9 protein-coding genes and 1 pseudogene are annotated in these 8,843 nt (G+C 59.7%); 7 read left to right on the top strand and 3 right to left on the bottom strand.

What is annotated here, in order from left to right; all coding sequences use genetic code 11:
* Nucleotides 1-119 (top strand): annotated as a pseudogene (locus ACP7AU_RS12585) (IS5/IS1182 family transposase); the annotation flags it as partial.
* A 411-nt stretch (nucleotides 120-530) separates the two neighbouring features.
* A complete protein-coding gene (locus ACP7AU_RS12580) occupies nucleotides 531-953 on the top strand; it encodes a hypothetical protein (protein ID WP_426051602.1) in 423 nt (140 codons plus the stop codon).
* 252 nt (nucleotides 954-1,205) lie between these two features.
* Here the strand turns inward: ACP7AU_RS12580 and ACP7AU_RS12575 are convergent, their stop codons facing one another.
* Complete coding sequence (locus ACP7AU_RS12575; RefSeq protein WP_426051601.1) at nucleotides 1,206-1,346, bottom strand: hypothetical protein; 141 nt, start codon at nucleotides 1,344-1,346, stop codon at nucleotides 1,206-1,208.
* Nucleotides 1,347-2,233: 887 nt separating this feature from the next.
* On the opposite strand from ACP7AU_RS12575, the gene ACP7AU_RS12570 reads away from it, so the two are divergent.
* Nucleotides 2,234-2,431 (top strand): hypothetical protein, encoded by a 198-nt coding sequence (locus ACP7AU_RS12570; RefSeq protein ID WP_426043135.1) that lies wholly within the window; start codon nucleotides 2,234-2,236, stop codon nucleotides 2,429-2,431.
* 111 nt (nucleotides 2,432-2,542) lie between these two features.
* On the opposite strand, the gene ACP7AU_RS12565 is transcribed toward ACP7AU_RS12570, so the two are convergent.
* Together ACP7AU_RS12565 and ACP7AU_RS12560 are read right to left on the bottom strand one after the other, a co-directional pair.
* The gene (locus ACP7AU_RS12565; RefSeq protein ID WP_426051600.1) at nucleotides 2,543-2,725 is read right to left on the bottom strand and encodes a hypothetical protein; all 183 of its coding nucleotides are present in this window, start codon (nucleotides 2,723-2,725) and stop codon (nucleotides 2,543-2,545) included.
* A gap of 40 nt (nucleotides 2,726-2,765) precedes the next feature.
* The gene (locus ACP7AU_RS12560) at nucleotides 2,766-3,317 is read right to left on the bottom strand and encodes an SOS response-associated peptidase family protein (protein WP_426051599.1); all 552 of its coding nucleotides are present in this window, start codon (nucleotides 3,315-3,317) and stop codon (nucleotides 2,766-2,768) included.
* Here ACP7AU_RS12560 and ACP7AU_RS12555 point away from each other — a divergent pair.
* From ACP7AU_RS12555 to ACP7AU_RS12540, 4 genes are read left to right on the top strand one after another with little or no spacing between them, the layout of a single operon-like run.
* Nucleotides 3,283-3,807, top strand: coding sequence for a hypothetical protein (locus ACP7AU_RS12555; protein ID WP_426051598.1), 525 nt, complete (start codon nucleotides 3,283-3,285; stop codon nucleotides 3,805-3,807). The two genes, ACP7AU_RS12560 and ACP7AU_RS12555, sit on opposite strands and share 35 nt — an antisense overlap.
* Nucleotides 3,804-5,090 (top strand): restriction endonuclease subunit S, encoded by a 1,287-nt coding sequence (locus ACP7AU_RS12550; protein ID WP_426051597.1) that lies wholly within the window; start codon nucleotides 3,804-3,806, stop codon nucleotides 5,088-5,090. The genes ACP7AU_RS12555 and ACP7AU_RS12550 overlap by 4 nt, the downstream gene beginning before the upstream one ends.
* Nucleotides 5,091-5,131: 41 nt before the next feature.
* Nucleotides 5,132-5,698 carry a hypothetical protein gene (locus tag ACP7AU_RS12545; protein WP_426051596.1) on the top strand — a complete coding sequence of 189 codons (567 nt, stop codon included), beginning with the start codon at nucleotides 5,132-5,134 and terminating at the stop codon, nucleotides 5,696-5,698.
* A gap of 2 nt (nucleotides 5,699-5,700) precedes the next feature.
* Complete coding sequence (locus ACP7AU_RS12540; protein WP_426051595.1) at nucleotides 5,701-8,790, top strand: type I restriction endonuclease subunit R; 3,090 nt, start codon at nucleotides 5,701-5,703, stop codon at nucleotides 8,788-8,790.
* Nucleotides 8,791-8,843 lie beyond the last annotated feature (53 nt).

The following is an 8,843-nucleotide window of genomic DNA, read 5'->3' as shown; positions in this document are numbered from 1 at the left end:
AGCTCAAACACAGCCGACGACTGGCTACCCGATACGACAAGACCGCCGACAGCTTCCTCGGCTTCGTCGTCGTCGCATCCATCCGACTGTGGATCAGACACTTTGTCCACACCACCTAGGACTACGATTGCGCTGACGTAGGCTGTAAATCGGCGCTCAACACGGGACCCTACCGAGCTCAAACTAACTTATTGAATTAGCCCAATTTCGGGGGAGGTGAGGGGTACCAAGAATGCCGATCCACTTGCGCGCAAACGTGCCTTTCTTGTGCTGGTTCAGCTACTTAAGGCCCGTTCGATGGGCTCTAACTGCGACGCCGATCCACAATCCAGGCATCCATTTTTTCTCCACGCGCCGGTGCACGTTAGGGTGGCCTTCGACCTGGCTTGTTTCGCCTGTCAACGCCAATACACCCGCCCGCGGCCAGATTGCTGACTGCTGTACAACGCCGTCCTCAGACTGCGGTCAGGCCCCACGTGGTCTTGTGTGTTCATAGACCGGGATATTCCCGGCCACGAAAGGACACTGCAATGAAGACCGCGATGATCAGGAACGCTCTGCTTCCGGTTCTGGCGGCGTCCGCGGTCTTGGTATCGACCCCGGCGTTGGCCCAGAACGTGGGCGTCACACTCAGTTTCGGCTCGTCGGGTTACGGCCAGGACTATGGCTATGGGCGCGGATACGGCCAGGACTACGGCTATGGCCGCGGCTACGCCCCCCAGAACCTCCAGTACCGCGCCCAGGCCCTGTCGCAGCACATCGAGCGTCTGGCTTGGAATGGAGCCTTGCACCGCCGCGAGGCCCGCGCCTTGTCGCGCCAGCTGCAGCAGTACCAGAGCCTCGAGTACCACTACGCCCGTAACGGCCTGTCGGCGCGCGAGTACTATGACCTGGACGCCCGACTCGACCGGATCCAGTACCAGCTCCAAGGCGGCCAGCGCGCCCGCTGGTAGGGTAACGCGACCTACGGAGCGCCGCCCCGGCGACGGGGTGGCCCCCTGGCTGTGGATCGGCATCGAAATCGGACCCCGTCGAGGGGCAGCCTAGGCGATTCAATTCGCTATAAAAAACACGTTGGCGCGCATGCTGACTGGCGTCTGTCGGGACCCCGTCTCGCCCTGAGGTATTAAGCTCATTCAATATGTTATTTCATACCGGGTGGGGTCCCGCCTTGCACGCCCATCAAACTACAAGGCGAGCGGGCATCACAAGGCGACACCGACCCCGATGAAAGGTGCGTGCCAGATGCGGTCGGGCGCGTTGTCGCGCACGTCCTGCTGGCGGAGATAGCCCAGACTCACCTCGTATCGACCGAATTCCCGTTCGAATCCGACGAAGGTACGCAACCCCGTGACGCCGGTCTGGCCGTCCGGTTCTGTGCTGCGTATCCAACCCTCAACCACCGTCGAGAATGTCCGATGTCCGGTCCGATCCCTTGGACTGCTGTCGACCCTTGGCTGACTCTTGTCGGGTCCGCTTTTGGATGGACATTAGTGCTCGGTGCGGGTTGAGGCGCTACTGCCTAGGCTATGAGCGCTACCAAGGTCGCTGTCGTTCCGAGCAGAAGCCCCCAGCCGATCAAACGGGGATGACGGTAGATGAAGGTGAAAACGTTGGCGGTCATGCGGGAATAGAGCGCGGAGGCGCTTGTATGTTCCAACCTGCGACACCTTTGCGGCGCGCGCGATGACCGGCCTAGCTGACGTGTGGACGGCCCATGGCGACGCCAGCGGACGTTTGCTTTGGGCATCGCGCCCATGGCTGCTGCCGACCCGTTACGGACACCCCTCGAGTTGGCGCGCCCCTCCAGCGCTCGGCAGAGTGCCGGAATGGGCAAAGAACAACCGCTGGTCAATGACCAACAAAAGTCTTTTTCAGGAGGGGCGGGGCGGGCTTCAATAGAAGCTGTCACCGGGCAACCAGCCCTGTCGCGTATCAGACGTCACCAACGGCCAGACAGCGCCTGTCCGCCAGCAACGCCAAACGGATTCAAGCAAAATATCTCATGATAGTTGGCTGCTTATGAGGCAATGACTCACGGGCGAAGCCAGTTGACGTAACGCCGATCTTGGGTAGTTTGCCCGCCGGGGTTCAGGCAAATCATTCGATGCTGAAATTTATCAGGCGACGCCTGTGCAGGCACGCGTGGTGGTGGTCGGAGCGGCGATAGCGCGAGGTCTGTCATCGCTGCGGCAAATCTCGCACGGCGCAATGACGAACGAGGGAGTGGGCGATGGTCATCAAACGTGAGCTTTCTCGCATCGGCGACCGACTGCTAACTGAAATTCGGTCCATCGGTGTCGACGGCCAAGTATGCAGCACCAGCTACGAGATAGACGGGCCGGAGAAACTGTCTTTCTCCGACCGGGCAGAGGCGGAAGCGGCCATGCGGGCAGACGCATCCAATGCGGCTGTGTTGACACCCGACTGATCCAGTTGCCTACCGTGATTATGCGGCGACGGGTTCGTGGAAGTCGAGATAGCGGTAAAGTCCGCATGCCACCCGTTTGAGACGTCCAGGACGTCCGCTTTCGGGTTGCCGCTATCCCTGCCAACGGGCAACGCCGAGGCAGACGAGCGCGGCGGCGAACACCAGTAGCCATCCATCGACCTTTGCGGCGTCTGGATGGACCGGCTTGCCGAGCTGCCGGCGGCGGATGCTCCAAAGTGCGAAGCTCATCCCCAGGCCGCCCGCGATGATGTCGATGTCCGGCGACCAAAGCATCCGTGTTCGTGACACCTAATTCATCTGCCGGCACCCCAAATCAGATCACTGCAAGGGTGTCTGCCGCCAACGGCCGCTGAAGCGCCTTCGCCTCATCCCACGGCGCGCGCATCCAGACATCGCGCTCCTCCTCCGTCGTCAGGATCACCGGCATGGCCTTGCGGTGGTAGGTCTTCACCGGCTCGGCGGAATCCGTTGTCAGGAACGCGAACAGATCGCAGGTCTCGGGGCCGGTCTTTATCTTCCGCACGCCGGACCACCGCAGAGCGTGGACCCCGGCGAAGAAGGCGAGCGGCTGATCCTCCGATAGGGCAAACCAGACGTTCTTCCTCGTGCCCTGGAAGTCCTGATCCGGCTCGCTAAAGGCGTTGAAGGGGACGAGGCAGCGGTTCGCCGGTCCGAGCCATGGAGCCCAGTGGGCGTTCACCTTTCCGGCGACGTTCATGGTGCTGCGGACGTTGGTCACGCCCTTGTCTGGCTCTACATCCAGATACCGCTTGAACGCCTCATCATCGATCACCTGACCTTTGGCGCGCAGTTTGTCGACACGCTTTCCGGTGGCTTCGATCAGCGCCTTCTTCGAGGTCGGCAAGGGCCGCTACAGGGATCGGGAGGCGTTCGACGCCGACTTGACCCACGCGGCCAAGCGGGCGGACCTGAAAATCGCGGCCCCAGTCAGGAAGGCGATCTACGCCGCTCTCGGAGAACGCGATCCTCCGGCCGAAATCTGTCGGGACAGCAAGGGGCAACCGGAGCCGGACAGCGAGCTGCGCGACACCGAAAACGTCCCCCTGCCCGAGGGAACGACCCTGCCCCTGCCGATGGACTTTGGGCCGGACAAGCCCAATGACAGGCTGGTCACGACCTTCCGGGCCGCGATCGACGCCTATATGGCGCGCGAGGTTCTGCCCCATGTGCCCGATGCCTGGGTCGACTATGACAAGACCAAGGTGGGATATGAAATCCCGGTCAATCGGCATTTCTACGTCTACAAGCCGCCGCGAGCGCTGGAGGACATCGAGGCCGACATCACGGCGCTGGAGGCGGAGATCGCCGGTCGGTTGAAGGGGCTGGTGGCGTGAACCTTTTGGACGCCCTTCCAGACAGCTGGATCAAGGCGAGCGTCAGCAAATACTGTGACGTCCGCCTTGGCAAAATGCTTCAAAACGATCCGTCGTCAGACAGAGATGAGCTGAAGCCATATCTGCGCGCGATCAATATCGCCAAGACAGGGCTCGATCTGGCTCATGATTTCAGTATGTGGATCACACCGGCCGAGAAGGACCGTTTCCGCCTGGCTAAGGGCGACATTCTCGTCAGCGAAGGTGGAGACGCCGGTCGCACCGCAGTGTTTGATAGCGAGCGGGAGTACTATTTTCAGAACGCTATCAACCGGGTTTGGCCCGCTGCAACAGAGCTTATTGTACCAGAGTTTATCTACTACTGGTTCACCTTCCTCAAGGTCGCCGGGTATGTCGAGATGGTCTGCAACGTCGCGACCATTCCGCACTTCACAGCCGAGAAGGTGAAGGCAGCGCCATTGGCGCTCCCCCCTCTCGAAACCCAGCGTCGGATCGCGCAATTTCTGGATGAGAAGACGGCCCAGATTGATGGGCTGATAGACAAGAAGCGCGCGCTTCTGGAGCGGTTGGCCGAGAAGCGCCAGGCCCTTATCACCCGCACCGTCACCAACGGCCTAAACCCATCGGCACCTATGAAGCCGACAGGCATCGATTGGCTCGGCGACATTCCGGCGCACTGGGAAGTGTTGCCCGTCAAGCGGGTGGCGAAACTCGAAAGCGGACACGCGCCGGATAAAAAGATCGATGCCTATTGGGACGACTGTGAAATCCCATGGGTATCGCTGAACGACACTGCGATCTTGCGGGCAGCGGACTACATCTCGGACACCACTTATAAGATCAACGAACTCGGGCTCGCAAACTCGTCCGCCCGGCTCCTACCTGCCAGAGCCGTTGTCTTCACCCGTGACGCGACCATCGGGGAGAGCGCCATAACGACGCGCCCCATGGCTGTCTCTCAGCACATCATCGCGTGGCTATGCGACGACAGCCGCGTCATCCCGGAGTACCTGCTATTTGCAATCTACGGCATGCGGGGAGAGTTGTTGAGGCTGACCAATGGCTCAACCATAGGCACTATTGGAATGGGGGATGTGAAATCCATTCGGATGGCCCTACCGCCTATCGCGGAGCAGAACCAAATCGTTGCGGCGATTGTGAAAGCCAAAGACAGCCTGGACAATATTGTTGGGTTAGCAAATCGCTCGATCGAGCGACTGATTGAGTATCGCGCCGCGCTCGTCTCCAGCGCGGTTACCGGCCAGATCGAGGGCTTGCGATGACGTTGGCGGCCGGTACTTATTTTCAGCACCTAAAAGCGTACATGAACAGCGAATACGTCGTTCACGACGGCGCGGGTGCCAAGGTCCTTCTGACAGAGAAGTACTTCCGTCCAGAGGATCTGAAACCGCAAGAGCGGAAGATTGAACTTCTCCTGCCCGGAGCCGGGATGGCCTTCAAGCTCGATCATGACGATTTTGAAGTCTCGAAAAAGAAGATTAAGCCTGCATTATTTCATTTTCTGGACGATAACGGGAAGCCTTGGTCCAAGAGATGTGATTTCGTCGTGTTCTATGTAAACGGGCGCGCCTTCCATGCTGATTGCATTGAATTTAAGTCCAAGGGAATCAATTCGGATAACATCAAATCTCAACTAAACGCAGGTTTATGTTGGGTGCGATCCGTAAAGAAAACAGTTGAGAACTATACAGCCGATACAAGAAAGATCAAGATTAGAAAGTTCGTCTTTGGTACGAACGAGAACCCGGGCACCTTCATTGATGGCAACGGCCAACTGAACGCCGATCCTTCGATTCGCTACTACCATTTCGACCAGGTGAACGGTCAGCCGTTGGCGACGCTGGCCAACACATCGGTGCAGGAGATTTGACCATGTCCGGGCACACCGAGCTTGCTTTTGAGGTCGCCATAGAAGCCGGGCTGATCGGCACCGGTGGCTATCAGAAGCGCGACCCGACCGCCTATAACGAGGGGTTGGCGCTATTCCCCGATGATGTGACCGGCTTCCTGAAAGATACTCAAGCGCCGAAGTGGACACAGCTTGAAACCCTGCTGGGACCCAAGACGTCGGGGATGGTGCTGGACAGCCTAGCCAAGGAGTTGGACGTCAAGGGCACGCTGAATGTGCTGCGGCACGGCTTCAAATGCTATGGCAAGACGTTCCGGCTGGCCTATTTCCGGCCGAATTCCGGCATGAACCCGGAAGCCTCCGAAACCTATGCCAAAAACCGCCTGACCATCACCCGTCAGGTCGCCTTTACATCCGTTCTGAAACGCCCGGACGGCAAGAACCGGCGTTGCATCATCGACGTGACGATCAGCCTGAACGGCCTGCCCGTGGCGACGGCGGAGCTAAAGAACGCGCTGACCGGCCAGCGTGCGGCCGATGCCGTCAAACAATATGCGCAAGACCGCGACGAACGCGACCTGCTGTTCGCCTTCAAGAAGCGCGCTCTGGTCCATTTCGCCCTGGACACCGACGAGGTGTGGATGACCACCCGCCTCAAGGGGAAAGAGACGGTCTTCCTGCCCTTCAACCGGGGCCACAATCACGGCGCGGGCAATCCGCCGGTCGAGGGCAACTGGAAGACCCATTACCTGTGGGACGAGGTTTTGCAGGCCGACAGCCTGATCGACATCCTGCAGCGGTTCATGCACCTCGACGTCAAGGAGCGGCAGGTCAAGACCGACAAGGGTGTGCGGACGATCAAGAAGGAGACGATGATCTTCCCGCGCTATCATCAGTTGGATGTGGTGCGAAAACTGATCGCCGACGCCGGGGCGCACGGCTCCGGGCGGAACTATCTGATCCAGCATTCAGCAGGGTCGGGCAAGTCCAACTCCATCGCTTGGCTGGCGCACCGACTTGCCAGTCTGCATGACGCCAACGACCAGAAGGTGTTTCATTCGGTCGTCGTGGTGACCGACCGGCGCGTGCTGGACCAGCAGCTTCAGAACACGATCTATCAGTTCGAGCACAAGACCGGCGTGGTCGAGAAGATCGACGAGAACACGCAACAGCTTGTCCGCGCACTGTCGAACGGAACGCCGGTGGTGATCACGACCATCCAGAAATTCCCGTTCATCGCTCAGGCCCTGTCGACGCTGGACGCCAAGGGTTCGGGCGTGAAGATCGACACGGCAGGCAAGCGGTTCGCCGTCATCGTGGACGAGGCGCATTCGTCCCAGAGCGGAGAGACCGCTACCGCCCTCAGGGGCATGTTGAACAAGGACGGTATCGAAGCCGCCATCGCGGCGCAGATGTCGGACGAAGAGGACGACAGCCTCTCCGAGGACGCCAAGGCCAAGGTGCTCCGTGACGCTTTGAAACGTGCCCGTCAGCCGAACCTCAGCTTCTTCGCCTTCACAGCGACGCCAAAGTTCAAGACCAAGGTCCTGTTCGACGAGCCGGGGCCGTCGGGCACCTCACCGTTCCATGAATACACCATGCGGCAAGCCATCGAAGAAGGCTTCATCATGGACGTCTTGGCCAACTACACCACTTACAAGCGGTTCTTCGGCTTGATCAAACAGGTCGAGAACGATCCCGAAGTGCCTCGCAAGAAGGCCGCTCAAGCGCTGACCCGGTATCTGGAGCTCCACCCGGTCAATATCGAGCAAGTTGTCTCGGTGATCGTCGAGCATTTCCGGCTCTACGTCATGCATGAGCTGGGTGGCCGGGCAAAGGCCATGGTCGTGACCGGCTCCCGGCTGGCCGCCGTCAAATACAAGCTGGTCTTTGACCGTTACATCAAGACGCTCGGCTACACGGGGATACGTTCTCTGGTCGCCTTCTCTGGCACAGTCGAAGACCCGGATGATCCGGGCGCGTCCTATACCGAAGTCTCGATGAACGACGGGCTGGCCGAGAGTGAGCTGCCCGAGACGTTCGAGCGCGACGACTACCGGGTGCTTCTGGTCGCAGAGAAGTACCAGACCGGTTTCGACCAGCCCCTGTTGCAGACGATGTACGTGGTCAAAAAGCTGGCCGGCGTTCAGGCGGTCCAGACACTCAGCCGGCTCAACCGCATGGCACCGGGCAAAGCGCGGACCCTCGTGCTCGATTTCGCCAACGAGGAGGCGGATATCTACACCGCTTTCAAACCCTACTACGAGGCAACGCCCATAGGTGAGAACGCCGATCCGCACCGGCTATCAGAGTTGCAGCACAAGCTCCTTGAGTGGGCGATTTTCGCGCCTGACGACGTCAACGCCTTTGCCGAGGTCTGGTATCGCGGCAAGCGCGACCATTCCGCCACCGACCATCGGTTGATGAATGCCGTCCTCGACGCGGTTGTCGAACGGTTCAAGGAAAGGTCGGACGCCGAACAGGACGAGTTCAGGGGCCAGATTACCGCTTACCGCAATCTCTACGCCTTCCTCTCCCAGATCATCCCCTATCAGGATAGCGAGCTTGAAAAACTCTACGCCTTCGTCCGCAACCTGATCGCCAAACTGCCCCCGCCCGGCGACGGTCAGGCCTTCGCCCTGGACGATGAAGTCGCGTTGCGGTTCTTCCGGCTCCAACAGATGACTGAAGGCTCAATCGACCTCGGCTACGGCGAGGCCGATCCCCTGAAGGGACCGACGGACGTAGGCACGGGCGGGGTGTCGGAAGAAGGCGTGTCACTTTCCACGTTGGTCGCAAAGCTGAACGAGCGATTCGGCACTGACTTCACGGAAGCCGACCAATTCTTCTTCGATCAGATCCGGGCCACCGCTGAAGGCGATGAAAAGATCGTTGAAGCTGCACTGGCCAACAACCTCTCCAACTTCTCCTCCTACCTAGAGAGGATGCTGGACGAGCTATTCATCGACAGAATGGAGGGGAACGAAGAAATCTTCTCTCGCGTCATGACCGACAAGGATTTCAGGTCGGCCGCCCATGAACATCTGGCCCTAGAAATCTTCAGACGAGCGCGTGACCGATCCGGAAAAGGGGCCAGTGAGCCTGCAGTGTGAAGGCTGGAAGGCCTCCCCACGTGGGGCCCACCACCGCGCCCAGCCGGAAGGCA

Origin of the sequence: Brevundimonas sp. SL161, assembly GCF_049896985.1 — a bacterium.
Classification (GTDB): Bacteria; Pseudomonadota; Alphaproteobacteria; order Caulobacterales; family Caulobacteraceae; genus Brevundimonas.
The sequence above is the reverse complement of the archived record's forward strand: the minus strand, read 5'-3'. Positions and strand labels throughout refer to the sequence as shown.